Source organism: Streptomyces sp. NPDC052496 (genome assembly GCF_040679095.1).
In the GTDB taxonomy this organism is placed as follows: Bacteria; Actinomycetota; Actinomycetes; order Streptomycetales; family Streptomycetaceae; genus Streptomyces.
On the sequence record NZ_JBFAUH010000016.1, the window covers coordinates 187,951 to 213,799 of the forward strand.

Here is a 25,849-nt window from a genome sequence, read left to right on the forward strand (position 1 = left end):
ATGCCGGCATGGACGGGGAGAGTGCCACGGTCGTCGTCATCGGCAGCGGCGCGGGCGGCGCACCGCTCACGCACACGCTCGTACGGGCGGGCCACCGGGTGGTCGTGCTGGAGAAGGGGCCGCTGCTGCGCACCCAGGCGCAGAGTCCCACCGGCCTGTCGGACTTCAAGCGCGACGAGTGCTTCGCCACCGGTTCGGAGAAGCGCATCACCGTCCAGGGCGTGGCCAACACGGGTGAGTCGTTCTTCTCCAGCCACGTCGAGCCGGACCTGAACGACGAGCCGCACGTCTACCGCGACAGCGACGGGCAGGACCGGGTCACCATCGAGGGTTACACGGCGCAAGTGGTGGGCGGCGGCACCCAGCTGTACGGCGGGGTGTCCCCCCGCTTCACGCCCGAGGACCTGCGGCTGGCCACCCTCAACGCGTCGCGGGCCGACCTGCGCGACGACCCGGGCGGCGACGTACGCCGGGAGGCCCGTGACTGGCCGCTGGACTACGCCGCGCTGGAGCCGTACTACACCAGGGCCGAGGAGCTGGTCGGCATCAACGGCACCTGGGACGGCCAGGCCAAGGTCCCGTCCCAGGACCGCTACCAGCCGCCGCTGGAGCCCAACCCGATCAGCGCGTACGCGGCCGCCGGCATGGACGCGCTCGGCATGCGCCGCTACCGCACCCCGCTCGCGGTCATCACCCGCGACCACGCGCCCAGCGGCCGTACCGTGCCCGCCGACACCGACACCATCAAGACGGCGTTCGTCAACCGCTACGGCGACCCGCTGGGCCTGAAGTCCAACGTCTGGGTGTCACTGCTGGCGCCGCTGCGCGAGGTGAACGGCAGCGGTGGCCTGGACCTGCGGGCCAACTGCACCGTCACCCACCTGGAGGCGGACGGCCCGCGCGTGACGAAGGTGCACTACCGCGACCCCGGCGGCCGGCCCCGGACGCTCACCGCCGGCACCGTCGTCGTCGCCTGCTCGGCGATCGAGTCCGTACGGCTGCTCCAGCTCTCCGGCCTGCTCGACCCGGCCTTCGACAAGCGCGTCAACGCCAACGGCCTGCTGGGACGCTACTTCCTGACGCACTGCTTCGGCGGCGCGCAGTGCATCGTGCCGGACCGCTCGGACAAGTCCAAGACGCTGGACTCGGACTGGGCCACCGACCACTGCGCGCGCCCCGAATGGTTCCGCGCCCAGGGCCTGTGGGCGGGCGGCGTGATCTACAACAACACCTCCGACGGCGCGCTGCCCATCTCCCTCGCCCGCACCTGGCACGCGATGGACATGGACAGCATGTGGAAGGGCTACCTCTACGACACGGGCATCGTCGGCAACGGCTTCGAGGACTACCTGGAGGAGAGCTTCGGGCGCCGGCTGTCCGTGGCGTTCATGGCCAACCAGGTGCCCCAGCGGGAGAACCGCATCGAGCTGCACCCGAGCGTCAAGGACAAGTGGGGCCGCCCGGTCGCCTACATCGTCAAGACGTGGCACCCGCACGACCGGGCGCTGATGGACACCCTGGCCGAGCAGTGCCGGCAGATCCTGGTGCGCGGCGGTGACGTGCGCGACGTCAGCTCCGGGTCGGTGGGCGGCTCGGTCGTCCGGATCGCCAACCACGTACTGGGCGGCGCCCGGTTCGGCAGCGACGCCGCGGACTCCGTCCTCGACCCCGACTGCCGGGCCTGGAACTTCGACAACCTCTACGTCACCGACGGGGCGTTCATGCCGACCTCGGGCAGCGCCAACCCGACGCTGACCATCGAGGCCAACTCCTTCCGCGTCGGCGACGTGCTGCTGGACAGGGTCGGGAGGCCGTGAGATGGACAGCCGCTTCGACGAGGTCTACACCCACCCCGAGAACGAGATCTTCCGCGTCGTCTTCTACCCGGACCGGATCTACCACGCCCGCTACCTCAACGCCACCCGCTCCTCCCGCTACCGCTACTACGTCGCCGAGGTGCGCGGCTCCGCGGACGGCACCGCCATCAAGGGCGACGTCTTCCTCGGCGGCACCAAGCTGTGCCCGATGCTGCGCATCGAGTACTCCGGCATCCGGCTCGTGGAGCAGGCCAGGGAGTTCAACCGGCGGCTCGGGCCCCGTACGAAGGCGTGGCTGAAGGTCACCGGCGAGGACCCGGCGGACTCCGCCGAGGCCATCGTGACGCTGCACTGGGATCCGGTGATCGGCGCGTACGCGGCGGAGATCTGGGAGACGCTGGAGGCGCCGGACGGCACCGCGCACGACCACCGGGTGCTGCCGCTGATGGGCCGGGACGCGCCGATCACCCGGGTGCCGCAGCTGTCCCCGCTGCTCGGCTCGGTCTCCGAGGTGGCGATGGCCTTCCGGGAGGACGGCGTGCTGTACCCGACGGGCCAGCGGCTGGGCAATCCGCAGTGGGACAACGCCTACCTCCGCTCCCACCAGGAGCCGCGTACGCAGGAGCCCAGCGCCCCCCGGAACACCGTCTCGGACAGCAACTACCTGCTCGACTTCCAGCGCGGTTTCTTCATCCCGGACGCGTCACGGATCCAGCCGGTCAGTTACCGCAACGCCATGACCGACGAGGGCAATCCGGAGCGCCGGGACGACAACATCGTGCAGATGCGCTGGCTGTTCCAGCGCGAACTCGGCAGCGACCTGGTGTTCTTCCACGAGGTGACGGTGCCGCCGGGTGCGGTGGAGGGCACCCACCGGCACATCGGCTCGGAGGAGCTGTACTACGTCGTCGCCGGCACCGGCACCGCGTACATGAGCGACGGTGACGACCCGACGACCGCCGCCTACCCGCTGGTCGAGCGGCCGGTCTTCGGCATCGGCCCGGTCAAGTGCCGGGAACTGCCGGTCAAACCGGGCAGCGTCCTCTACACCAAGAGCGGCGGCGTGCACGGCATCCGCAACCCCGGCTCCGAGCCGCTGAAGTTCGTCGCGTTCCTCTACCACACCACCTGAGGCGGTCCCGCGATGCCCAAGATCGTGCACACCGACTCGGTCTTCCGCGTCGACCCGGTCAAACCGCCGGACTACGCGGAGGCCAACCCGCTGCTGAAACTGCTCGGCCTGATCGAGCGCACCCGCTTCGCCGCCGAGCGCGAGCACTACGACCCCGCCTCGCTCCAGCACCTGTTCCCGCTGCGCACGCTCCAGCTGTACGGGCCCGCCTCGCCCGCCCAGGACCAGCTGGACCCCGCGCAGCAGGACGACAAGGCCGACTTCCAGAAGCAGAACGTCCGCGACTTCACCCTCGCCGACACCCGGGCGGTACGCGGCTGGGCCGAGATCGGCGACTGGCGCGGTCCGTTCCTCCAGCTGTCCTACCGGGGCGGCCCGGACTCGGCGTTGTGGCGCGAGGCGGGCCAGCTCGGGGACGCGATCGGTTGTGTGCTGTCCGTCCAGGGCAGCCGGCCGGTGCCGGTCCGGGTGCCGTACGACGAGGAGACCGACTTCTACACGATCGAACTGTGGGGCCGGGTCGGCGACGGCTTCCGCGACCTCCTCGGCCCGCGCGGCCGGACGGCTCTCGATTCCGGGCTCCTGCAACCGCGCCCGGACCTCGTCACCGGCCTGGGCCAGGACTTCCACCGCGACCAGATGACCAACCAGGACCTGCGGCTGGTCGCCCCGCGGCACGCCATGCACCCCGTACTGCCCTGCTACATCGACGTGCGCTGGACCGCGAGTCCGGACGGCGCGGGCTCGGCCGACCCGCCGTCCGGGTCGGTGCGGCTGGGCTTCGAGATGCGGGTCCGCGGCTGGGAGAACTACCTCGGCGTCGGCACCAGCCCCCACCCGCACGGCGGCGTCGGCTTCCTCGAATACCGCACCCTCTTCAGCGAGTACGGCCGCTGGGCGGGCTCCGACGACCTGCGGCGCGGCCTGGAGCCGTACAACCTCGACGCCTTCGGCCGCAAGGGGCACGCGAGCGGCGACGTGGAGCCGTTCCTCGCCGTCACCTACATGGACCTGCACGTCCTGGATCCGGCCTGCGGCATCGGCCTGCACCGGCACCGCGACAACCAGGAGGTCTTCCTGATGCTGGAGGGCGACGGGCTGATGGTGATCGGCGACTGGGCCGACTCCGGCAGCCGGGCCCGCGCCTTCGAGGTGCGCCGGCTGCCCGCCGGCCACCTCGCCCTCCTCAAGGGCGGGAATCTGCACGGGCTGATGAACCCCGCGGACCAGCGGGCGTCCCTCTTCATGTTCGGCGGTTACGACTGATGGCGGCCTCTGCGGTGCCCGGTGCCCCGTACCGGCTCGGTGCCCACTGGGACGGTACGGGAACCTTCTTCGCCGTGTACTCCTCGGCGGGCGCGTACGGCGGTTCCGTGGAGCTGTGCCTGCTCGACGACGGCGGCGAGCGGCGGATCCCGATGGCGGTGGACTGCGACATCTGGCACACGTACGTGGCGGGCGTACGGCCGGGCCAGGCGTACGGCTACCGGGCGCACGGCCCGTTCGCGCCCGCGCGGGGCCTGCGCTTCGACGCGTCGCGGCTGCTGCTCGACCCGTACGCGCAGGTGCTGCGGCCGGCCGGGCCCCGTGCGCTGCTGCCGCTGGTCGCCGACCCGGCGTTCGACTGGGGCGACGACCGGCCGCCGCGCCACCCCTGGTCACGGACGGTCCTGTACGAGACGCACGTCAAGGGCCTGACGGCGCTGCACCCCGAGGTGCCACCGGCCCTGCGGGGCACGTACGCCGGGCTGGCCCACCCCGCCGTCGTCGGGCACCTCACCCGCCTCGGGGTGACCGCGGTCGAACTGATGCCGGTGCAGCAGTTCCTGCCCGAACCGTTCCTCCTGGACCGCGGTCTCACCAACTACTGGGGCTACTCCACCATCGGCTTCTTCGCGCCGCACGCCGCGTACAGCTCGGCGGGCCACGAGGGCGGCCAGGTCACCGACTTCAAACAGCTGGTGAAGGTCCTGCACGCGGCCGGCATCGAGGTCGTCCTCGACGTCGTCTACAACCACACCGCCGAAGGCCCGCCCGACGACCCGGCCCTGTGCTTCCGCGGCCTGGCCAACGAGGTCTACTACCGGCTCGACCCCGCCGACCCGTCCCGCTACGTCGACACCACCGGCACCCGCAACACGCTCAACGCCGGCCGACCCGAAGTACTGCGCCTGGTCATGGACTCGCTGCGGCACTGGGTCACCGAGATGCACGTCGACGGCTTCCGCTTCGACCTCGCCGCGACGCTGGCCCGCCAGTACGGCTACGTCGACCGCCTCGCCGCCTTCTTCCACCTGCTCTACCAGGACCCGGTCGTCGGCCGCGTCAAACTCATCGCCGAGCCCTGGGACGTGGGCGCGCCCGACAGTTACCAGGTGGGCCGCTTCCCGCCCGGCTGGAACGAGTGGAACGACCGCTACCGCGACACCGTGCGCGACTTCTGGCGGGGCCGCCCGGCCGTCGGCGACCTGGCGAGCCGGATCGCCGGCTCCTCCGACCTGTACGCCCCCGAGCGGCGCGGCCCGGACGCCTCCATCAACTTCGTCACCTGCCACGACGGCATGCCCCTGACCGACCTGGTGACGTACGCGCGCAAGCACAACGAGGCCAACGGCGAGAACAACCGGGACGGCACGGACGACAACCGGTCGGCGAACTACGGCGTGGAAGGCCCCACCCGGGATCCGGCGATCACCTCCGTACGCGAACGCCAGCGCCGCAACCTGCTCGCCACCCTCCTGCTCTCACAGGGCTGCACCATGCTGCTCGGCGGCGACGAACTCGGCCGCACGCAGGGCGGCAACAACAACGCGTACTGCCAGGACAACCCGACGAGCTGGTACGACTGGTCGGCGCCCACCCCCCTGACCGACTTCGTACGCCGGGTGGTGGCCCTCCAGCGCGAACACCCGGTGCTCCAGCGCACCGGCTTCCTGACCGGCTCGGGCGATCCGCCCGACATCGCCTGGTACGACCGCGACGGCCGGCCGATGACCGCGGCCCGCTGGAACGACCCCGCCACCCGCTTCCTGGCCTTCCTCCTGGCCGGCGATCGCGCGGCGGCACCGGACACCGATCTCCTCGCCCTGCTCAACTCCGGTGCGGACGCGGTGGACTTCCCCGTCCCGGGGCGGTTCGGCGCGGTGTACGAGGTGGTGCTGGACACCACCGCGCCCGACGGCGCGCCGGCGGCTTCCGCGGCACTGAAGACCGGGGACGTGTGCACGGTCCCGGCCCGTACGGTTCTCGTCGCGACGGCCCGGCTGCCCGGCAGTTGACGGCGCCCGTAGAGTTCCCGGGGACAACGCTCCACCGCGAGCCGGGAATTCCGGCGGAACCAGGGGGACCGGAGATGCCCGCCACCAGACCCGTGCAGGCCCTGCCGCTCGCCGCGACCGTGCTCACCGGCACGGTCGCGCTCTACATGGCGCTCGTCGCGTTCGGCAACATCACCGACTTCGGCACCAACCAGGCGTTCGTCCAGCACGTCCTGGCCATGGACACCACCTTCAAGGACCCCGACCTGATGTGGCGGGCCGTCGAGTCGCCCACCCTCCAGAACATCGCGTACGTCCTGATCATCGCCTGGGAGACGCTGGCGGCGCTGGTGCTGATCGCGGCGACCGTGCTGTGGGCGCGCGAGCTGCGCCGGGGCACCGGGTACGCCGGCGCGCGGCGCTTGGGCACGGCCGGTCTGCTGATGGTGCTGCTGCTGTTCGGCGCGGGGTTCCTCGCGATCGGCGGCGAGTGGTTCGCCATGTGGCAGTCCAAGACCTGGAACGGCCTGGAGGCCGCCACCCGCAACGTCGTGCTGGCGGGCCTCGCCCTGGTCGTGGTGCAGCTGCGCGGTGCGGACGAGCGGTAGGCATCCGTAAGGCCGCCCTTTCCGTACACCCTTTCGAATGATTCCGTGGCCGGCACGGCATACGGGGCCGCGCCGGGGGCGATCCATTGCGTGAGCGCCCGGAGCCGCCACGGCCACCGGGCGCCGGTACGGCTACGGAACGGATGCGCATCGGCCGGCGGTGCCGGCGGCTGCGGGACAGGAAAGGGAAGCGGCGATGAACTGTGCTGTCGGTGGACGGAAGCTGAGCAGGAGAACGGTCGCGACCGGGACCGCCGCGGTGCTGGCGTCGGCGGTGCTGGTGGCGCTGCCGGAGCCGGCCCGGGCGGCGACGGAGGACCGCACCCTGGCGACGTGGAACGTGCAGGGTTCCGCCGCCCGGTGGGCGGCGGTGGGAAACCTGGCCGTGAAGCGCAACGTGGTCGCGCTGCAGGAGGTCTCCGCCCGGCCGCCCGCCAACGTGGGCCGCGAGCAGAAGCTCGGCCCGAACCTCTCCGGGTGGAAATGGAACGTGGGCACGAATTCGCGCCCCCATTACCGCCACCTCTTCATCCTCAGACACTCCTCCAAGAACCTGGGTCTGGTCACCGACTGGGCCCCGGCCTCCGGCAGCGTCGTGGAGATCCCCGGCAAGTACCGTCCGCTGCTGTGCGTGCGGGACAACGGCAACGCGGCCCTGCTGTGCTCCCTGCACGCCAGCGCCAAGGGCGGCGGGGACGCCGCGACCCTCGTGAAGTACGCCGCCGCGTACGCCGCGCAGAACAAGGCCAGGTCCTGGGCGGTCCTCGGCGACTACAACCGCGCCCCCGCCAAGCTGCAGCAGGACCCCGCCCTCCCCTCCGCCGCGCACCTCTACGCCCCGAACCGGGCCACTCAGCAGAGCGGCGGCATCCTGGACTACCTGGTCTCCAACGTCGTCACCACCAAATGGAAGGCCAAGGTGCTGGTGAACAAGGGCAGTGACCACTGGGCGGTGCAGTGGTGAGCGCCCCCGCGGGCCCACCCCCTCACCACTCGACGCGGTAACCGGTCAGCCACGTGTCGGCGCCGTCGCCGCCGCGTGCGACGCTGCGCGGCAGCAGCACGTCGCGTACCACCCGCCGCAGCATGCCCGGTGCCGCCCGGCGGGCCATCAGGGCGCTGTGCGCGACCACCCGCTCCACGCGTGCACGGCGCAGCTCCTCGTACGCGGCGAAGGCCCGCCGGGGTTCATGCTGGTCGCGCAGGCACCTGGCGAGGACGACGCTGTCCTCCATGGCCATCGAGGCGCCCTGGGCGGCGTTGGGCGCGGCGGCGTGTGCCGCGTCGCCGATGATCACCATGGTGTCGGAGAACCAGTGCGGGGTGGTGGCGAGGTCGTAGGCCATGGAGGCGATGATGTCGTCGCCGGTGGCCCGGACGATGCCGGCGGCCGGGGTGCGGTCGCCGTCCAGGAGGGCGGTGACGCGCTGCCGCCACTGGTCGGCGGTGACGGCGGCCAGGTCCTGCCGGGAGCGTTCGGGGCCCGGTACGTTGGAGAACCACCACACCTCGCCGTCCGCCGCCGCGGTGCAGCCGAAGAAGGCCCGGCGGCCGTAGATCATGGTGTAGGTGTCCGGGGCGGACGGCGGCTTGATGTCGCGGGCGTAGCCGCAGACGGTGTGCTGGCCGGTGTAGCGGGGCCGGGGCGCCGCCGGGTCGATCAGCTTGCGGACGACCGAGTGGATGCCGTCCGCGCCGATCAGCAGGTCGCCCTCGGCCCGGCTGCCGTCCGCGAAGGAGGCCACCACCCGCCGGTCGCCGACGGTCTCGGCGGCGACCAGTCGCTTGCCGTGCCGCACGGCGATCCCGCGGCGGCGCGCCTCGTCGTGCAGCACCCGGTAGAGGGCGGCGCGGGTGAGCGTACGGGGGCCGATGCCCGTCTCGCCGGCGGCGCCCGCGAGCGGGCGCTCGCCGAGCCGCTTCCCGGTGCCGCTGAGGAACTCCACCCGCTCGGCGGGGAAGGAGTTGGCCAGGACCGGCCCGTGCGCGCCGATGGCGCGCAGCGCCTCCAGGCCGTTGGCGAAGACGACGAGGAAGGCGCCGACGTCGTCGGCGCCTTCCTCGTACGCCTCGAAGACCTCCGCGTCGATGTCCGCCTGCCGCAGGGCCATCGCGGTCACCGCTCCCGCGATGCCACCCCCGATGATCAGGGCCTTCGTCATGGCGCTCCCCCAGGTGAATCGCCGGACGGCGGCACGTGGAGCCGCGTCGCCACGGTCCACGATGCCGCCGGTGACCGGCGGGGAGCCAGACCCGTGCGCGGGGACGGTCCTGGTTCCCGCCGGGCACGGGGGCGAGGCCGGGCCGGACAGGGCGGGCCAGTGCCCGCCCGCGGCTCGGCCGGGGTCACCCCGCCGCGTACACGTCCTCCACGTAGCGCCCGGCGGCGGTCAGTTCGCGCAGCCAGTCCTCGGCCTGTTCGTCCGTGGCGCCGGTGCGGGCCGCGTGCAGTGCGCGGAAGGCGGCGCGGACGCCCGGTGCCATCCGGCTGCCGTCGCCGCAGACGTACACCCGGGCGCCGGCGTCGAGCAGGGCTCCCACCTCGTCGGTCTCGGCGGCGATGCGGTGCTGGACGTAGCGGCAGTCGTTCTCCGGCCGGGCGCTGAAGGCCGGGCGCAGGGACACCGCGCCGGCGGCCTCGGCGGCCCGCAGTTCGTCGGCGTGCAGATAGTCGGCGTCGGGGGCGTCGCAGCCGAAGTAGAGCAGCGCGGGGGCGAGCGGGCCGTGTGCCGCGGCGGCCACGCGGTCGGCGACGGCGCCGCGGAAGGGGGCCAGACCGGTGCCGGCCGCGATCAGGACGACCGGCGTCGGGTCGGCCGGGTCGAGGCGGAACGCCTCCCGGCAGGGCTGGACACGGGCCAGCACCGTGTCACCGGGGCGGAGCGTGTGCAGGTGGCCCGAGCCGGTGCCGCCGGGCAGCAGCGAGACCATCAGGTCGGCGTGGCGCGGATCGGCGGCGGGTGCGGACGACAGCGAGTAGTGGCGGATGCGCAGGGCCGGCAGCAGGTCGAGGACGGCCGGCCAGGGCAGGGCGCCGCGCAGGGCCGGGTACGCCTCGACGAGGTCGAGGACGCTGCGCGGGTCGTCGTCGGTGAGCGCTTCGAGGGCGGCTCGCTCGGGCGGGCAGGGGTTGTGGGCGGCCAGTGCGGCGCGCTGGTCCGGTGTGGGGCGGGCGCCCAGTTCCAGGTGGTGGGTGAGGAGGCTCCGTACGGTGAGGGGACGGTCGACGGGGAGGGTGTCCCGGCCCGCACGGCCCGCGCCGGCCCGGATGTCGAGGACGGTGTCGAGGTCCACGCCCAGTACCCGTGCCGCGCGCTCGACCGCCGCGGTCCCGTTGGCGGGGAGTACGGCGAGGTGGTCGGCGGTGCGGTAGGTGACGCCTTCGGGCAGGGCGAGGCGCAGGAAGCGCTTGACGCGGGGGTGGCCGGGGGCGGTGAGGTCGTACGCCTCGGTGACGGTCATCGGCTGGAGGCCGTGGCGGGCGGCGAGCGCGTCCAGGGGGCCGCCGGTGACCTCGTGGACGGTGTAGGACGTGTCCGTGCTGCCGGCCGCCGCGCTCGCGCCGATGGTCGCGGGGTCGCCGTAGCGCACCAGCAGTTCGGTGCGCAGGGCGGCCGTGAACGCCTTCACCGCGCCGTTCAGGTCGCCGGACGCGTCGGCCTCGCCGCGCGGCAGCAGCCGCTCGGCGCCGAGGGCGGCCAGCCGCTCGTCGAGCACGGTCGGTACGCGCTGGTACGTGGCGGCCCAGTTGCGGTCACCGACACCGAGGACGGCGTACGGTACGCCGTCGGCCTGCGCCTGCGCGCTCTCCAGCCACTCCATGAAGTGCGCCGCGTCGTCGGTGGGCCGGCCGTTGTAGGAAGCGGTGACGATCACGACCGGCCGGTCCGTGGGCAGGGCGCCGGCCGCGGCGTCCAGCGGGGCCACCTCGGTGGTGAAGCCGAGCCCGGTGGCCTCGTCGGCGATGCGCTCGGCGAAGTCGCGGCAGGTGCCGTAGTTGGTGCCGTGCAGCAGGAGCAGGCCGGTGTCCTGGTGGACCCGGGTGGGCAGGCCGTCGTCCGCGTCCGGCCGCGTGCCGTCCGGTTGCGGTGTCCCGCCGGGCAGTACGGCGAGTGCGGCGCGCACGGCCGCGCGGTCGGCGGGGGTGCGCCGGCCGAGGGTGAGGGTGAAGCCGTCCGGCTTGAGGGTCAGGGATTCCTTGATCTTCAGCTGGTAATCGGTGTGGTCGATCAGGCGGTAGCGGTGCACCAGCATGGCGAGCAGCATGGTCGCCTCGTGCAGGGCGAACTGGCGGCCGATGCAGGCGCGTTCGCCCGTACCGAAGGGCTTGTAGGCGTGCGGGGAGCGGGCCGCCTCGGCCTCCGGCGCGAACCGGCTGGGGTCGAACAGCTCCGGGTTGTCGCCCCAGGCCGGGTCGCGGTGCAGCATCGGCGTGAGGACGGTGATCAGCTGGCCCGCCTTCACCGGGTAGCGGCCGGCGAGCAGGGTGTCCGTACGGGCCTGGCGGCTGAAGGCGGCGGCGGTGGGCCACAGGCGCAGCGCCTCGTTGAGGACCTGCCGGGTGTAGGGCAGCCGTCCGATGTCCTCGAAGGACGGGTCGGGGTCGGTCGCGTCGCCCCACAGTTCGTCCGCCTCGCGCTGGGCCAGGCGCAGCGCGGCCGGGTCCTTGAGGAGGTGGTGCAGGGCGAAGGAGAGCGCGCCGGAGGTCGTCTCGTGGCCGGCGATGAGGAAGGTGATGACCTGGTTGCGGATGTTGGCCAGGTCGAGCGTGGTGCCGTCGGCGGGGTGGGTGGCGCCGAGCATCAGGCCGAGCAGGTCGTCGGACGCCCCGTCCGCCGCGCCGGCCTCGCCCGTACGGGAGGCGATGACCTCGTCCACGACGGAGGCGAGGTAATCGGCGTCGGCCCGGAAGGCGGCGTCCTGCTCGGTGTAGTCGCCGCCCGGTTCGCGGCCGAGGCGTTTCATGCTCCATTCCAGGCAGCGCACCATCGCCTCGACGAAGGGGTGCGGGGTGTCGCGGGAGAACGACTCGAAGTCGAAGCCGAAGCCGGCCAGGCCGATGGTGTCCAGCGTCATCCGGGTCATGTCGTCGGGGACGTCCACGGGCGTGCCGTCGGCCGCGCGCCGGTCCCAGGCGCCGATCACCCGGCGGGCCACCTTCAGCATCGCCGGGTGGTAGGTGCGCATCGAGCCGAGCGCGAAGGCCGGCATCAGGATGTCGTGCGCCTTGGCCCAGTTCGGTTCGTCGTTGTACGCGGTGAACAGGCCGTCCCCGGCGAACTCGCGGACGTTCTCCAGGGCGACCGCGATGCCCTTGGCGAAGCGTTCCTCGTCGGCCAGCTCGGTGACCAGCTCCAGCGAGGAGACGAACATCGCTTCGTGGCCGTGCAGCCGCCGCCGGTACACCGGGCCGTGCTCGCGGGCCAGGTTCATCGCCTGCTGGAGGGGGGTGGACGTGAGTCCGGTGGCCGACAGGTCGACGACCGGCACCTCCTCGGTCGGGCGCGCCGCGCCGTCGACTGCTTCGAACGGGATCGTCTCGGTCATGACTCCAGCGTGACCCGCCCGGTGTACCGTGCGACGCCGGGTAACTGCATGATTGTGCAGTGGTTTTTCGCTGTCCGCTCTTGCGGCCGGACCGGAGAAGGAGCAATGGACGACGCGACGGCGGACGGCCCGGCGGGGCCGCACGGGGCGAGCCCGTGGCGCAACTACTTCTCGATCCTGCTGGACCGCATCCCGGTGCCGATCGCGGTGTGCACGGCCCACGGCGAGGTGCTGGTCGCCAATCCCGCGATGGCCGCCGAGTGGGGCGCGGCGCCGGGCCGGCTGCGCGGCCGCAACCTGCTGGACCTCTTCCGGCCCCGCTCCCAGGCGCAGATAGACCGGCTGGTCGACGCGCTGCGCCTGGGCCGCAGGTCGCGGTACCCGGTCGGGGTGCGCTGGCGGACCGGTGCGGACGGCGCGGAGCGGGAGGGCGAGTTGACGGTCGATCCGGTCGGCGACCCGTCGGAGAACCCGCCCGCCCTGCTGGCGCTGCTCCGCGTCCACGAGGACCCGCCGCCCGCGCCGGCGCGGGACGCGGCCAGCCCCGTGGAGACCCGCATCCTCGCGCTGGCCGCCTCCGGTGCCACCACCGCCGCGATCGGCAGTCATCTCAATCTCACCGTCGACGGCGTCAACTACCACCTCACCCGCCTCTCCCGCCGCTGGCGGGTGCAGGGCCGGACCGCTCTGGTGGCCAAGGCGTACGTCCTGGGCGTGCTGGCCCCGGGGGTCTGGCCGCCGGCGCCGGCGGGCGCCGCGGCACCGGGTTCCGAGGGGCCGAGGAGCCCTCAGGGAGGGGCGTCCGGGGCGGCCTCCGCCGCCGAGTGCGAGCTCCGCAAAGATCCCTGAATCCGCCCGAAACACCCCCTGTCCGGCCGTGCGGGAGGCGGGTAGCGTCTTCCGCCCTTCTTCCGTACGGAGGGTGTCCTGCCATGGCCGACACCGTGAGTCACACGCAGTACGAGAGGTACGAGGGCGGCAGCCCGGAGGCGGAGCGGGTGGTCTTCGAGGAGCTGGCGCGGCAGCTGATGCGGGTGCAGCTCGCCAACCGCGGGAGCGGTACGGCGCACGGGGTCGAGCGGGCCTTCCACGCCAAGGCGGTGCTGGGGGTGGAGAACGCCCGGCTGCGGTTCGACGAGGAGCTGCCCGCCGCGCTGACGTCCGGGTTCGTGCAGCCGGGCGCGCAGTACCCGGCGGTGGTACGGCTGTCGAACGCGAGCGGGACGGCCCAGCCGGACATCTCGCCCGATCTGCGGGGAATCGCCGTACGGGTGGAGGTTTCGGCGGAAGAGACCCACGATCTGCTCGCGACCAACTTCCCGGTCTCGCACGCGCGTGACGCGCGGGAGTTCGTGGCGTTCGCCAAGGCGATGGCGGGCGCCGAGAGCACGCTGCAGAAGGCGTTCGGGCTGCTGGTGAAGCTGCCGCTGGCGGTGGGCTGGGGCACGGCGGCACGGATGCGCCGCAACGTGCGGGCCGCCACCCGGCACGTGGTCGGTTCGCTGGCACGCGAGACGTACTGGAGCCGGGGCGCGGTCATGTGGGGCGACGCGGGGCCGGTCCGCTACCAGTTGCGGCCCGCGCCCGGCGGCGCCCCCGCGCCGCACCCGGACCGGCACGACCCCGACCACCTGCGCCACGAGCTGGCGGGGCGGCTGGCGCTGGCCGACGTGGAGTTCGAGCTGTGTGTGCAGCGGTACGTCAACGAGGAGCGCACGCCCATCGAGGACGGCGCGGCACAGTGGCGGGAGGCGGACGCGCCGGTCGTCCCGGTCGGGCGGCTGACGATCCCGCGGCAGGACGTGACGACCGCCGAGGCCCGCTCCGCGGCCCGCCGGGTGGAGGCGCTGGCGTTCAACCCGTGGCACACCACGGACGCGTTCCGCCCGCTGGGCAACCTGAACCGGGCGCGCAAGGCCGCGTACCGGGCGAGCGCCGGGCACCGGCTCGGCACCCGCTTCCGTACGGAGGAGCCGCTGCGCAACACCGTGCTCGGCGTGCCCGTGCGCGCGGCGTTCCGGGCCGTCAACCGGTACGTGCCGTGGCACCGGCTGCCGCTGAACCTGAGCCTGCTCAACCTGGTGGCGCTGCGGCAGGCGCTGCGCCGCGCCAACCTCATCGACACCGAGGTCCCCGAGGCGCCGCCGCAGGCCGTGCCGGTGCCGGAGACCGTCGACGAGGGCGCGCGGACGGCCCGTACGTACGACGGTTCGTCCACCGACCTGTCGGAGCCCCGGATGGGCGCGATCGGCTCCACCTTCGGCCGCAACCTGCGGCCGGTGTACCGGCCGGACCTGGACCTCGTACCGAACCCGGTCACCACGGCGCGCCAGTTGCTGCACCGTACGTCGTTCCGGCCCGCGCCCTCGCTGAACATCCTGGCCGCGGCGTGGATCCAGTTCCAGGTGCACGACTGGGTCAACCACCAGCGGTACCGGACCGGCGAGCGGGCGGTGGAGATCCCGATGCCGCCCGGCAGCGCCTGGACCAACACGCCCGGCGGCCCGCCCGAGGACGTGATGCGGTTCGCCGAGAACATCGGCAAGGAGCGGCCCGGCGAGCCGCCGCTGCTGTTCACCAACACCACGTCGCCGTGGTGGGACGGCTCGGAGGTGTACGGCGGCGACGAGGCCACCGCGCGGTCGCTGCGCGAGCCGGACGGCGCCAAGCTGCGGCTGGAGGACGGCCATCTGCCGGTCGGCGCCGGCGGCATCCCGCTCACCGGCTTCAGCGAGAACTGGTGGCTGGGCCTGAGCGTGATGCACACGCTCTTCGCGCGGGAGCACAACGCGCTGTGCGACGCGCTGCACGCCGAGTACCCCACCATGAGCCAGGACCGCGTCTACCACACCGCCCGGCTGATCGTCTCCGCGCTCATCGCGAAGATCCACACGGTGGAGTGGACCCCGGCGATCCTCGCCACCGAGGCCATCGACGTCGGCCTGAAGACGAACTGGCAGGGCCCGCCGGACAAGTGGCTGAGCAAGCTGGGGCTGTGGCTGGTCGAGGCGCACGCGCTGCGCGGCATCCCGGAGACCCTGCCGGACCACCACAAGGTGCCGTACTCGCTGACCGAGGACTTCGTCACGGTCTACCGGATGCACCCGCTGATCCCGGACGATTACGAGCTGCGCGAGCACCGCTTCGGGCAGCGCGTGGAGACCGTCACGTTCGACGACATCCAGGGCACGGCGGCCGAAGGGGTGGCCCGCAAGACCGGCCTGACCGACACGCTGTACTCGCTCGGCATCGCCCACCCGGGCGCGATCACGCTGCACAACTACCCGCGGGCGCTGACCCGCTTCGAGCGGGACGGGGAGATCATCGACCTGTCGGTGGTCGACCTCGTACGGACCCGGCGGCGCGGGGTGCCGCGCTACAACGACTTCCGCGCCGGGCTGCACAAGCCGCGGGTGCGCCGCTTCGAGGACATCAGCTCCGACCCGGAGACGGTCGCGCAGCTCAAGGAGGTCTACCGGAACGTCGACGAGGTCGACACCATGGTGGGGCTGTTCGCCGAGAACCCGCCGGAGGGCTTCGGCTTCAGCGACACCGCCTTCCGGATCTTCATCCTGATGGCGACCCGCCGCATCCAGTCGGACCGCTTCCTGACCGTCGATTTCCGGCCGGAGCTGTACACCCCGCTCGGCATGGACTGGATCGCCCGCGGCGGAATGAACTCGATCATCCTGCGGCACTGCCCGGAGCTGGCCGCGATGCTGCCGCGCGACGCGAGTGCCTTCGCACCGTGGCGGCCGGTGCTCCCGGGACGCGGCGGCGGCGCGGGTTCGTGAGGGACACGGCCGCGCCGCGTCTCCGGTGGGGCGCGGGGCCTCCCGCAGGTCCCGCGCAGCCCTGTGTAAGGCACAGGTAAGGCGCCCGATAACCTCCTCACGTGGAGGAGAACACGCCCGCGCCCTTCGAGCGCGGTACGGACGGCCCGAAGGTCATCGTCGTCGGCGTCGACGGGTCGGACTCGTCGTGGCGCGCCGCCGCCTACGCGGCGGGGCTGGCCCGCCGGCAGGGGTCCAAGCTGGCCCTGGTGTACGTCCAGCCGGTACTGCCGGCCGGGGCCGCCATGGGAGCGCCGGTCGTGGACGCGACGAACGAGGTGGCCGAGGAGCTGATGGCGGAGATCCGCGCGGCGACGGAGCGGGCGCGGGGCACGTACGACCTGCGCTGGGAGTTCCACACGCTGCGCGGCGACCCGTACACCGGCATGGTGCAGATGGCGGACGAGCTGACGGCCGACGCCGTGGTGGTGGGGGCGTCGGAGTCGGCGGGGCACCGGATCATGGGGTCGGTGGCGGTACGGCTGGTCAAGGCGGGGCGCTGGCCGGTGACGGTCGTTCCGTGACCGGCCGGGGGCTCCGGGGTGCGCGCGTGCCCGAGGGGGCGGTTTCCGGCCACCGCGGCGGCTGGAATGCAGAGCTCAACCAGATTGGTCTGGACCACGAAGGTGGCGGCGGTTAGGGTCCTTCCCGTACGGCGCTCCGGCCGTACGACTCGCGTACCGCCCTGCTCACAGCACCGCCCCGCCGGTCCGGTCCGGCGCGCTCCGGCGCGGACCGCACGCTGCCGGCACCCCGCTCCGCCACCCCCCGCCAGCTCTGCCCCTGGGACCGGTCCATGATCGAAATCGTGGTCGTACTCCGGGTCGAGGACGCCGTCCTCGACTTCCTCTCCGTCCTCACCGACCCCGACCCCGGCGCCGGCCCGGCCGCCGTGGTCCTCGCCGACCGCGGCGACATCCTCACCCTGCCCGCCGGCACACCGTCCGCCGAACGGCTCGCCCGACTCGCGCCGTACGTGCGCCCGGCCGAGGAGGACGCCGCCTCCCCCGGCCCCGCCGCTCTCGCCGGCCTGATACGCCGGGCCGCCGGCGGCCGCTCCGCCCGTGTGTGGACCCACTCCCCCGCCGACAACCGGCGCAGCCGGGGCCGCGTCGGCCGGGACACCGCCATCGCCTGCGCGGGCCCGGCGGACGGGGCCGGCGGCGCCGCACCGGTGCTGACCGTGCGGCACGCCGTCGGGTACTCCCCCTACCTCCAGTTCGTCAGCGACCTCGACCGCCCGCTCGGCCGCGAACAGGTCGCGGCCAAGCTGGACTTCGTCAACCGCGCCGCCCCCGGTCTGCTCGCCACCCCGTCGGCCGAGTTCGTGGTGCAGACGCCCCGCATCCCGGCCGCCGAGCGGTTCTTCGCCGCCGACCCCACCGAACGCGAACGGCTCTTCGCGCTGCTCGCCAGCCTGGGCGACGAGGCCGCCGCGGTCGCCGACCCGTGGGAGTTCGCCACCTCCCCGTACGAGACGCGCCGCCTGGACGCGACCGCCGCCTGGGTGCGGCGGCACCGCTCGCCCGGCGGCGGCCCGCTGGTGGAAGTCGGCGCGTGCGAAGGGGCCTTGACGTCCCGGCTCGCGGCGGACGGTTTCTCCGTGTACGCCACCGAGCCCAATCCGCACTTCCGGGCCCGGCTCGACGCCGCCGTCCGGGGCACCGACGCCGTACAGGTGGGCGCCGAGGACCTCGCCGGACTGGCCAAGGACGGTCCGGCCGGCGCCGCGTACCTGCTGGTCGAGATGTTGTACTACGGCCAGGACCTGGCCCTCCTCGACGACCTGCCCACCGGTCTGCTCTTCCTCGCCCTGGAACCCGAGGCCCTGGAGACGCGGCTGCGGCCGTGGCTCGCTGCGTCCGCGGTGTGGCGGACGGTGGAGGAAGTCCGGCTCGTCCCGCCCCGGGTGGAGCCGGTCTGCGGCGGCCGCGCGTACCTGAGCAAGCGCGGCAGCGTCGGACTCGCCCTGCGCCGCACCGACGGCTGACCCCGGACTGACCGGCCCGGCCGGCCTCCGCCGCCCGCCGCCCCGCTCTCCGGCGTCCGCTCGCTCCGTACCCGCCTCCCCGTCGCCCCCTTTCCCGCCGCGCCGCCACCGGCCGCGGTCCGGCCGTCCGCCGGGCTGCCGCCGTCCCCCTTCGCCCCGTACCGGAAGGCCCCCATGCGCGCCGACATCTCCCTGGTCAACGCCTGCCTGCTCCCCGCCTACGCCGGCCGCTCGCCCGCCGACTGGATCCTGCGCGCGGCCGACGAGGGCCTGGCGGGCGTCGGCCTGTTCGGGACCAACTTCCCCGCCGGCTCCGGCTCGTTGTACGAGGAGATCACCGCCCCGCTCCGCGCCGTACGCCCCGACCTGCTGATCGCGCTGGACGAGGAGGGCGGTGACGTCACCCGGCTCGACTACCGGCGCGGCAGCGTCCATCCGGGCAGCCACGCCCTCGGCGCGGTCGACGACACCGGGCTCACCCGGGAGGTGGGCGCGGCGATCGCCCGCGACCTGCGGGCCGAGGGCGTCAACCTCTGCCTGGCCCCGTGCGCGGACGTCAACTCCCGCCCCGACAACCCCATCATCGGCGTCCGCTCCTTCGGCGACCGCCCGGACCTGGTGGCGCGGCACACCGCGGCGTACGTCCGGGGCGTGCAGGAACTCGGCGTCGCCGCCACCGTCAAGCACTTTCCCGGACACGGTGACACCCGTACCGACTCGCACTCCGCGCTGCCGGACATCGACCGCGACGCGGCGTCCCTCGACGCGGTGGACCTGCCGCCGTTCCGCGCCGGGATCGCGGCCGGCGTCAAGGCCGTGATGACCGGTCACATCCGGCTCTCCCGGCTGGACGGACTGCCCGCGACCCTGAGCCGGCGGATCATCACCGGCCTGCTGCGCGAACAGCTCGGCTACCGGGGCGTGGTACTGACCGACGCGCTGGAGATGGCGCCGGTCGTGGAGCGCTGGGGGTACGGCGGTGCCGCGGTCGCCGCGCTGGCCGCGGGCGCCGACCTCGTGGTGCTCGGGGCGACCGACGGCGAGAAGCTGCTGCCCGAGATCCACGACGCGGTGCGGGAGGCGCTGGACCGGGGCACGCTGACCCTGGAGCGGGTGGCGGAGGCGGCCTGCCGGGTCGCGTCACTGCGCGCCTGGGCCGACCCGGCCAGAAGCGCCGGACGGCCGGACACCGGCCCGCCCGTGCCCGACCGGCACCGGGTACCCGTAGGCCTGGTCGCCGCCCGGCGGGCCCTGCTCGCGCACGGCGTGCCGCCGGCCTCCGGCCGCCGCAGCCTGCACACCGTACGGCTGGCCGCCGCGGGCAACATGGCGGTCGGTGACGCGCCGTGGGGGCTGGCGGCCCCGCTCCGGGGACTCGGGGCCCTGGCCTCCGCCACCGACGTGGAACCGGGCACCGACCCGGCCGTGGTCGTCCCGCCGCCCGACGACGGCGGACCGCTCGCGGTGGCCGTACGGGACGCGGAGCGCGACCCCTGGCAGCGCGCGGTCCTCCAGGCGCTGCGGGTCCGGCGTCCGGACCTGGTCACCGTGGAAATGGGCCTGGCCCCGGCCCGTCCGCTGCCCGCCGGCGCCGCCCCCGCGACGCTGTTCACCCGCGGCGCCGGACTGGCCAACGCCACCGCGGCGGCGGAGTACCTGACCGGCCGCGCCTGGCGCGGCTCACTGCGCACATGACCGGCGTCCGCCCCCTGATCCGGGGCGCGGGCCGCGCGACCCGGCACGGACAAGGAGCGAGCAGCGTGTACGACCACTGCGTGGGCCTCGGCTACCACTGTGAGTCCACGTACCAGATCCGCCGTATCACCGGCGTCACCCGCGCCCACTTCTTCGACTGGCTGGACCTCGACTTCGAGTCGGTGGTCGAGGCGATCGCGGACGACTTCCGGGGGGTGCTGCGTCCCGGTCTGGTCGAGCCGTTCGACGAGGGCCGGTGTGCCCTGGACCGCGGCAGCGACATCCGCTTCTACCACGAGTTCCACCCCGCGTCCGGTGCCGGTACGCCCGTCACCCAGCGGGACATCGACGCGCAACTCCCGCGCGTACGCGCCAAGTTCGCCGCCCTGGCCGAGCGCTGGCGGGCCCTCGCCGGCTCCGCCGCGCGGGTGCTGTACGTCCACCACGACGCCTGGGACGAGCTGACCGCGGCCGACCTGCGCCGGCTGCGCGCGGTGATCGCGGCCCAGCACCCGGGCCACCGCTTCGACCTGCACTGGCTGCGCCGCACCGCACCGCCCGACGCCGCGGCGCTCGGCCCCGGCATCACCTGGGGCACCGTCGCCGCCGCGCCCGGCCGCTGGCAGGGCGACGACGCCGCCTGGGACGCGGCCCTCACCCCCGTACTCACCACCGCGCCGCCCCCGCGCCAAGGCACCCGCACTACCCGCACTAAGGAACCCGTATGACGCCTCCCCCGCCGCGCACCGTCATCCTCTCCCCGCACTTCGACGACGCCGCCCTCTCCCTGGCCGGCCTGATCCCCCGGCTCCCCGCCCCGGTCACCGTGGTGACCGTCTTCGGTGGCGCGCCCGCCGCCCACCACGCCGTCTCCTGGTGGGACAGCACCTGCGGCTTCTCCACGGCCGCCGAGGCGCACCGCGCCCGGCTCGCCGAGGACGCGCGGGCCGCGGTCCTGCTCGGCGTGGACCGGGCCGTACTGGACCACCCCGACGGCCCGTACGGTGAGGGCGACGAGCTGACGGGCATCGACGCGTACCTGAGCGCCCTGCCGGCGCCGTTCCCGCTCTTCCTGCTGCCCATCGGCACCAACCAGCCCGACCATCAGCGGGTGCGTGACCGCGCCCTGCGCGTCCTGGCCGGGCTGGGCGCGCCGCTGCCGCTGCTGTACGCCGACCTCCCGTACACCGGCCACCTGCCCGAGTGGGGCACTGCGGAGACCGACCGCGCCCTCGGCGGCGACCCGACGTACGGGCTCTCCTACCAGGACCTGCTGACCCGCTACGACCTCGACGTCGCGCACGACCTCGTGCTGGACGACGACGCGTGGGCCCGCAAGCGGGAGGCGGTGCTCTGCTACGGCTCGCAGCTCGCCCCGCTGGCCGCCGACCACGGCAGCCTGCTGGCCCGGCGCGGGCCGCTGCGCGCCGAGCGCGTCTGGTCGCCGGTGCGCCGGCCGCAGCCCGCCGGAGCGGTCACATGACCGCCTTGCCGCCCGTTCTGGAGGCGCACGACCTGGTCAAGGAGTACCGCCGGGGCCGGGTCGTGGACGGCGTACGGCTGGTCGTGCGCGAGGGTGAGCGGGTCGGCCTGCTCGGCCCGAACGGCGCGGGCAAGACCACCACGCTGCTGATGTGCCTGGGCGCGGTCGAGGCGGACGCCGGCAGTGTGCACGTCCTGGGCCACCGGCTGCCCGCCGGGCGGCCGGCCGCCATGCGCGGCGTCGGCTTCGCGGCCGGTTACCTGCCGCTTCCCGACCGGCTGCGGGTGCGCGAGTACCTGCGGCTGTACGCGGACCTGTACGGCCTGCGCGCCCCGCGTACGGCGGTGGAGAACGCCCTGGAGCACTTCGGCATCGGCCACCTGGCCACCGCCATCGGCACCGAGCTGTCCAGCGGCCAGCGCACGCTGGTCGGCATCGCCAAGGCATCCCTGCACACGCCCCGGCTGCTGGTCCTGGACGAGCCCACCGCGGCCCTGGACCCGGACATCGCCCTGCGGGTACGCACCGGCCTGCTGGACCTGTGCGCCCGGCACGGCACCGCACTGCTGGTCACCAGCCACGACATGGTCGAGGTGGAGCGGCTGTGCGAACGGGTGGTCTTCCTGGCGGCCGGGCGGGTGACCGCGGACGGCACGCCCCAGGAGGTGGCGCGGCAGTTCGCGCAGCAGGACCTGGAGGGGGTCTTCCTGCATCTGGCGGAGGAACGGGACCGCGAGCGCGCGGCGCGGGACCGGGAAGGGGCCGGTGCCGTATGAATGCCACCCAGGCTCCGGAACTGCGCGGTCCGGCCGCGGCGAGCGCCCACCGCGTCCGGGCGGTCGCCCGCCGCCACTGGCTGGTGCTGCGCCGCAGCCCGCACCGGATCTTCGACGTGCTGGTCTGGCCGGTCGTCGACACGCTGCTGTACGGCTCGATCGGCCTGTTCGCCGCGAAGGCGGCCGGCGGCGGCACGGAAGCGGGCGGGGGCGCCGCCACGGAGCTGGGCACCGGCCCCACGCTCGCGGTGTTCCTGCTCAGCGGCACCGTGCTGTGGCACCTGGTCCACCAGACGCAGATCTCCCTGGCCACCGGTTTTCTGGAGGAGACCTGGTCACGCAATGTCATCGGGCTGCTCACCACGCCGCTGCGCGGCTGGGAGTACCTGGCCGGGGTGGGTCTGTTCGCCCTGGTCCGTACGGCGCTGAGCACCCTCGCCGTGGCGTCGCTGGCCTTCGCCGCGTACGCCTTCGACGTGACGACGCTGGGCCTGGGGCTGATCCCCGTCGCGGCGCTGCTGCTGCTCTGCGGGTGGGCGGTGGCCCTCGCGGTGGTGGGTCTGGTGCTGCGTTACGGCAGCGGCGCCGAGGCGCTGGTCTGGGGCGGACTGTCGGTGGTGATGCCCCTGTCCGGGGTGTTCTACCCGGTCTCGACCCTCCCGGCGCCGCTCCGCCCGGTCGCCGAGGCCCTGCCGACCACCCATGTCTTCGCGGCCGGGCGTGCGCTGGCCGGGGACGGGCCCACGCCGTGGCACGAGCTGGCCGTGGCCACGCTGGGCACCGCAGCGCTGCTGGTCCTGGCCCTGTTCTTCCTGGGCCGGATGCTGGCTTCCTTCCGCCGCCGAGGGCTGGTCACCCGGTACTCCTGAGCCACGGCCCGGTACGGGCACGGCGCGGCGTCCGCCCGGCCCCTGGGCCCGGGCGGACGCCGCGGTCGGCTCAGCCCTGCTGCGCGTCCTCCAGCCGGAAGCCGACCTTCAGCCCGACCTGGTAGTGCTCGATCGCCCCGTCGACGATGTGCCCGCGTACCTCTGTGACCTCGAACCAATCAAGGCCCCGCAACGTCTGGGCCGCCCGCTGGACGGCGTTGCGGATCGCGGCGTCCACGCCCTCCGGGGACGTGCCCACGATCTCCGTCACCCGGTACGTGTGATGCGTCATGACCGCTTCCCTTCAGCCTGCCGGTGTACGAGCCGACTGTCCGTGCTCACGCCCTGGGTGCCCGGATTTTCCGGTTCCACTCCGCCGCACCGCTGGATCTCCTTCCCCTGCCGCCCCCGAAGGGCCATGATGATCGGCCGTCGGCCGACGACGGAGAGGAAGTGGTGCGGGTGCGCGCGGGGCAGGGAGTGTGGCGGCGTAAACCGATCGAACTCATCCAGGAGACGGAGGGCGGTTCGGGCGAACAGCTCAACCGGGTGCTCGGGCTGTGGCAGCTGACGGCCATCGGCGTCGGCGGCATCATCGGCGCGGGCATCTTCACGCTGGCCGGGACCGTCGCCAACGGCAAGGCGGGCCCGGCCGTCCTGCTGTCGTTCCTCGTGGCGGGCGTGGCCAGCGCGGCGGCCGCGTTCTCGTACGCGGAGTTCGCCGGGCTCATCCCGAAGGCGGGCTCGGCGTACACGTACGGTTACGCGGTGCTCGGCGAGCTGGCGGGCTGGTTCATCGGCTGGGACCTGCTGCTGGAGTACACGGCGATCGTGGCGGTGGTCGCGATCGGCATCTCCGGGTACTTCAGCTTCCTGCTCGGTGAGATGGGGGTGGAGCTGCCCGCCTGGATGCTGGGGGCGCCGGGGACCGGCGCGGGGCACCGGGTGGACCTGTTCGCGGCGGTGCTGTGCCTGCTGATCGCGTACCTGCTGACCCTGGGCATCAAGAACGCGGCGCGCTTCGAGACGATCGTCGTGGGCCTGAAGGTCCTGGTCGTGCTGCTGGTCATCGCTGTGGGGTTCTTCCACATCAGGACGGGGAACTACACGCCGTTCTTCCCCTTCGGCGTCAGCGGCGCCTTCACGGGCGCGGCGACGGTCTTCTTCGCGGTGTTCGGTTACGACGCCATGAGCACGGCCGCGGAGGAGTCCAAGGACGCCCAGCGCCACATGCCGAAGGCGATCCTGTACTCGCTGCTGATCTCGATGGTGCTGTACGTCCTGGCCTGCCTGGTGCTCACCGGCATGCAGCACTACACGGACATCGACCCGGAGAGCGGTTTCTCGACGGCGTTCAAGTCGGTGGGGCTGAGCAGCCTGGCCGATGTGATCGCGGTGGGCGCGATCATCGGCATCCTCACGGTCATGTTCACGTTCATGCTGGGGGTGACCCGGGTGTGGTTCTCGATGAGCCGGGACGGGCTGCTGCCGAAGTGGTTCGCCAAGACCCACCCCACGCGGCACGTGCCCACCCGGGTGACCTGGATCGTGGGGGTGGCCTCGGCCGCCATCGCGGGCTTCCTGCCCATCGGGGAGGCCGCCGAGCTGACCAACATCGGCATCCTGCTGGCGTTCGTGGTGGTGTGCGTCTCGGTGATCGTGCTGCGCTACAAGCGGCCCGACCTGCCGCGCACGTTCCGCACGCCCGGGATGCCGGTGGTGCCCGCGGTCGGCGTGGTCTTCTCGCTGTGGCTGATCACGTTCCTGGAGTGGCAGACCTGGGTGCGCTTCGCGGTGTGGTTCCTGATCGGCCTGGTCGTCTACTTCGCGTACTCCTACCGGCGCTCCGAGCTGGCGAAGGCGGAGAAGGGAGACCGCCGAGCCGGCGGACGGTGACGGGCGGCTGTGAGGACCCGGGTCAGGACACGGGCCCCCGCTGCCACCCGGACCTGACGAGAGCGCCCCGGGACCGTGGTCCTGGGGCGCTCTCGTTCCCGGGTGCGGCGGCTGCCCGCTCACCGGCTCAGTACGCCGAGTTGACGTTGTCCATGGAGCCGTAGCGATGGGCGGCGTAGTTCGCGGCGGCCGTGATGTTGGCGACCGGGTCGAACAGGTCGTGGGCCGTGCCCTCGACGTGGTACTGGTCGAACGTCGGCTGGATGACCTGGAGCAGGCCCTTGGACGGGATGCCGTTCTTGGCGTTGATGTCCCAGTCGTTGACGCAGTTCGGGTTGCCGCTGGACTCCCGCATGATGTTGCGGTGCAGGCCCTCGTAGGAGCCGGGGATGCCCTTCTCCTTCATGATGGCCAGGGACTCCTTGATCCAGCCGTCCAGGTTGTTCGCGTACTTCGGCTTGGGGGCCTCGACCGGCTTGCGGTCGGCGGCGCGGCTGGCGGCCTCCTTGGCCGTGTGGCCCTGGGCGGCCACGGCGGTGACCTTCACGGAGTCGGCGAGGGTCTTGGTGTCCGTCGCGTCCTTCGCGTCGCCGGCCTTGGGCGCGTCGGCGGCCTTGGTGTTCGCACCCGCGGGCTGACCGTTCGCGGAGACCGGCTTGACGGCGGCCGGAGCGGCGGCGGCGTGCGCGTCACCGGTCGCGGCGGGGACCGTCAGGGCCGCGGTCGCACCGGCGACGGCCAGCACGGCGGCGGAGAGCTTGTGGGTCTTGTTCAGGCGAACGGAGCGGAGCAGGGTGTGAGCGGTCATGCGGGGAATCCTCTTCCAATCACTGAAATGAGCGGGCGGCAGCCATTGGCGGGAGGTTCGAGCAGGAAGCCACTGGCGGCACGAGAACCGAGTTCTTGTCCGCGTCCGCCCTGGGGCATTTACGCGACGCTTCAACCC

Annotated in this window: 20 protein-coding genes; 16 read left to right on the plus strand and 4 right to left on the minus strand. The window is 73.3% G+C overall.

What is annotated here, in order from left to right; all coding sequences use genetic code 11:
• Positions 1 to 8 precede the first annotated feature (8 nt).
• The 6 genes from AB0L45_RS22465 (at position 9) to AB0L45_RS22490 (ending at position 7,778) form a co-directional block, all read left to right on the plus strand.
• A complete protein-coding gene (locus AB0L45_RS22465; protein ID WP_365842522.1) occupies positions 9 to 1,817 on the plus strand; it encodes a GMC family oxidoreductase in 1,809 nt (602 codons plus the stop codon).
• Position 1,818: 1 nt separating this feature from the next.
• On the plus strand, positions 1,819 to 2,949 hold the full coding sequence (locus AB0L45_RS22470) for a cupin domain-containing protein (RefSeq protein ID WP_365842524.1): 1,131 nt from the start codon (positions 1,819 to 1,821) through the stop codon (positions 2,947 to 2,949).
• A 12-nt stretch (positions 2,950 to 2,961) separates the two neighbouring features.
• The gene (locus tag AB0L45_RS22475) at positions 2,962 to 4,215 is read left to right on the plus strand and encodes a hypothetical protein (protein ID WP_365842526.1); all 1,254 of its coding nucleotides are present in this window, start codon (positions 2,962 to 2,964) and stop codon (positions 4,213 to 4,215) included.
• Positions 4,215 to 6,227: a glycogen debranching protein GlgX gene (gene glgX / locus AB0L45_RS22480; RefSeq protein WP_365842528.1), complete on the plus strand. Its 2,013-nt coding sequence runs from the start codon at positions 4,215 to 4,217 to the stop codon at positions 6,225 to 6,227. Before AB0L45_RS22475 ends, glgX begins: the two co-directional genes overlap by 1 nt.
• A gap of 74 nt (positions 6,228 to 6,301) precedes the next feature.
• Entirely contained in the window at positions 6,302 to 6,814 is a 513-nt protein-coding gene (locus AB0L45_RS22485) for a DUF2165 domain-containing protein (RefSeq protein WP_365842530.1), read from the plus strand.
• A 196-nt stretch (positions 6,815 to 7,010) separates the two neighbouring features.
• Entirely contained in the window at positions 7,011 to 7,778 is a 768-nt protein-coding gene (locus tag AB0L45_RS22490; RefSeq protein ID WP_365842532.1) for an endonuclease/exonuclease/phosphatase family protein, read from the plus strand.
• Positions 7,779 to 7,800: 22 nt separating this feature from the next.
• Here AB0L45_RS22490 and AB0L45_RS22495 read toward each other — a convergent pair whose 3' ends face one another.
• Both AB0L45_RS22495 and AB0L45_RS22500 read right to left on the minus strand, forming a co-directional pair.
• Positions 7,801 to 8,976, minus strand: coding sequence for an FAD-dependent monooxygenase (locus AB0L45_RS22495; RefSeq protein WP_365842534.1), 1,176 nt, complete (start codon positions 8,974 to 8,976; stop codon positions 7,801 to 7,803).
• Between the two features lie 184 nt (positions 8,977 to 9,160).
• Positions 9,161 to 12,361 (minus strand): cytochrome P450, encoded by a 3,201-nt coding sequence (locus tag AB0L45_RS22500; protein WP_365842536.1) that lies wholly within the window; start codon positions 12,359 to 12,361, stop codon positions 9,161 to 9,163.
• 105 nt (positions 12,362 to 12,466) lie between these two features.
• On the opposite strand from AB0L45_RS22500, the gene AB0L45_RS22505 reads away from it, so the two are divergent.
• The 9 genes from AB0L45_RS22505 (at position 12,467) to AB0L45_RS22545 (ending at position 23,007) form a co-directional block, all read left to right on the plus strand.
• Positions 12,467 to 13,210 (plus strand): PAS domain-containing protein, encoded by a 744-nt coding sequence (locus AB0L45_RS22505; protein ID WP_365842538.1) that lies wholly within the window; start codon positions 12,467 to 12,469, stop codon positions 13,208 to 13,210.
• Positions 13,211 to 13,293: 83 nt separating this feature from the next.
• The gene (locus AB0L45_RS22510; protein ID WP_365842540.1) at positions 13,294 to 16,155 is read left to right on the plus strand and encodes a peroxidase family protein; all 2,862 of its coding nucleotides are present in this window, start codon (positions 13,294 to 13,296) and stop codon (positions 16,153 to 16,155) included.
• Between the two features lie 101 nt (positions 16,156 to 16,256).
• On the plus strand, positions 16,257 to 16,718 hold the full coding sequence (locus tag AB0L45_RS22515) for a universal stress protein (protein ID WP_365842542.1): 462 nt from the start codon (positions 16,257 to 16,259) through the stop codon (positions 16,716 to 16,718).
• Between the two features lie 272 nt (positions 16,719 to 16,990).
• A complete protein-coding gene (locus AB0L45_RS22520; RefSeq protein WP_365842544.1) occupies positions 16,991 to 18,184 on the plus strand; it encodes a hypothetical protein in 1,194 nt (397 codons plus the stop codon).
• A 174-nt stretch (positions 18,185 to 18,358) separates the two neighbouring features.
• Positions 18,359 to 19,879 (plus strand): glycoside hydrolase family 3 N-terminal domain-containing protein, encoded by a 1,521-nt coding sequence (locus tag AB0L45_RS22525; protein ID WP_365842546.1) that lies wholly within the window; start codon positions 18,359 to 18,361, stop codon positions 19,877 to 19,879.
• A gap of 65 nt (positions 19,880 to 19,944) precedes the next feature.
• The gene (locus AB0L45_RS22530) at positions 19,945 to 20,607 is read left to right on the plus strand and encodes a DUF1796 family putative cysteine peptidase (protein ID WP_365842548.1); all 663 of its coding nucleotides are present in this window, start codon (positions 19,945 to 19,947) and stop codon (positions 20,605 to 20,607) included.
• Positions 20,604 to 21,362, plus strand: coding sequence for a PIG-L family deacetylase (locus AB0L45_RS22535; protein WP_365842550.1), 759 nt, complete (start codon positions 20,604 to 20,606; stop codon positions 21,360 to 21,362). Before AB0L45_RS22530 ends, AB0L45_RS22535 begins: the two co-directional genes overlap by 4 nt.
• On the plus strand, positions 21,359 to 22,138 hold the full coding sequence (locus AB0L45_RS22540; protein ID WP_365842552.1) for an ABC transporter ATP-binding protein: 780 nt from the start codon (positions 21,359 to 21,361) through the stop codon (positions 22,136 to 22,138). The genes AB0L45_RS22535 and AB0L45_RS22540 overlap by 4 nt, the downstream gene beginning before the upstream one ends.
• A complete protein-coding gene (locus AB0L45_RS22545) occupies positions 22,135 to 23,007 on the plus strand; it encodes an ABC transporter permease (protein ID WP_365842554.1) in 873 nt (290 codons plus the stop codon). Before AB0L45_RS22540 ends, AB0L45_RS22545 begins: the two co-directional genes overlap by 4 nt.
• A gap of 70 nt (positions 23,008 to 23,077) precedes the next feature.
• Here the strand turns inward: AB0L45_RS22545 and AB0L45_RS22550 are convergent, their stop codons facing one another.
• Positions 23,078 to 23,299: a dodecin gene (locus tag AB0L45_RS22550; protein ID WP_365842556.1), complete on the minus strand. Its 222-nt coding sequence runs from the start codon at positions 23,297 to 23,299 to the stop codon at positions 23,078 to 23,080.
• 161 nt (positions 23,300 to 23,460) lie between these two features.
• On the opposite strand from AB0L45_RS22550, the gene AB0L45_RS22555 reads away from it, so the two are divergent.
• The gene (locus tag AB0L45_RS22555; protein WP_365842558.1) at positions 23,461 to 24,903 is read left to right on the plus strand and encodes an amino acid permease; all 1,443 of its coding nucleotides are present in this window, start codon (positions 23,461 to 23,463) and stop codon (positions 24,901 to 24,903) included.
• A 127-nt stretch (positions 24,904 to 25,030) separates the two neighbouring features.
• On the opposite strand, the gene AB0L45_RS22560 is transcribed toward AB0L45_RS22555, so the two are convergent.
• Entirely contained in the window at positions 25,031 to 25,711 is a 681-nt protein-coding gene (locus AB0L45_RS22560; protein WP_365842560.1) for a transglycosylase SLT domain-containing protein, read from the minus strand.
• Positions 25,712 to 25,849: the final 138 nt, after the last annotated feature.